Origin of the sequence: Vibrio sp. HS-50-1 (genome assembly GCF_024747315.1) — a bacterium.
Classification (GTDB): Bacteria; Pseudomonadota; Gammaproteobacteria; order Enterobacterales; family Vibrionaceae; genus Vibrio; species Vibrio diabolicus.
In genome coordinates, this window is the sequence record NZ_JAMPZF010000021.1 from 1 (window position 1) to 673 (window position 673).

Annotated in this window: 1 protein-coding gene; it reads left to right on the forward strand. The window is 42.8% G+C overall.

Annotated features, from left to right (window positions below; all coding sequences use genetic code 11):
* The first annotated feature begins 123 nt into the window (after window positions 1-123).
* Window positions 124-585 carry an IS200/IS605 family transposase gene (gene tnpA / locus NDJ01_RS09625; protein ID WP_258586632.1) on the forward strand — a complete coding sequence of 154 codons (462 nt, stop codon included), beginning with the start codon at window positions 124-126 and terminating at the stop codon, window positions 583-585.
* Window positions 586-673: the final 88 nt, after the last annotated feature.

Genomic DNA, 673 nt, shown 5'->3' on the forward strand with positions numbered 1-673 from the left:
CTAGGCTGGGGGTTCCGTAAAGCTTACAGCTATAAGTCAGTTATATAACCCCTTTCAATTTGATAAAAACGTCTTGTGGTCTGGCAACTGCAAGAGTTAATTAAGAATTGAAAGGGGGTCCCAATGGGGGACGAAAAGAGCTTAGCGCATACGCGATGGAACTGTAAATATCATGTGGTTTTTGCACCTAAGTACCGAAGGCAGGTGTTCTATGGTGAGAAACGAAGGGCAGTAGGCGAGATACTTAGAAAACTATGTGAATGGAAAAATGTGAATATTATTGAAGCGGAATGCTGCGCAGATCATATTCATATGCTTTTAGAGATACCACCTAAGATGAGCGTTTCCTCGTTTATGGGGTATTTGAAAGGAAAAAGTAGTCTGATGCTCTATGAGCGATTTGGAGATTTGAAGTTTAAGTACAGGAATCGAGAATTTTGGTGTCGAGGGTATTATGTTGATACGGTAGGAAAAAACACCGGCAAGATACAAAGTTACATAAATCACCAATTAGAGCAGGATAAAATGGGAGAGCAATTGTCGATCCCGTATTCAGGTAGCCCGTTTACGGGCCGCAGGAAATAGTCATATGCAAATGTCAGATCACTACGCGCCTGCTAGGGCGCTGCCAGTAGGAGAGCCTTATAGGCGCATATGAAAAACCACCGGCTAT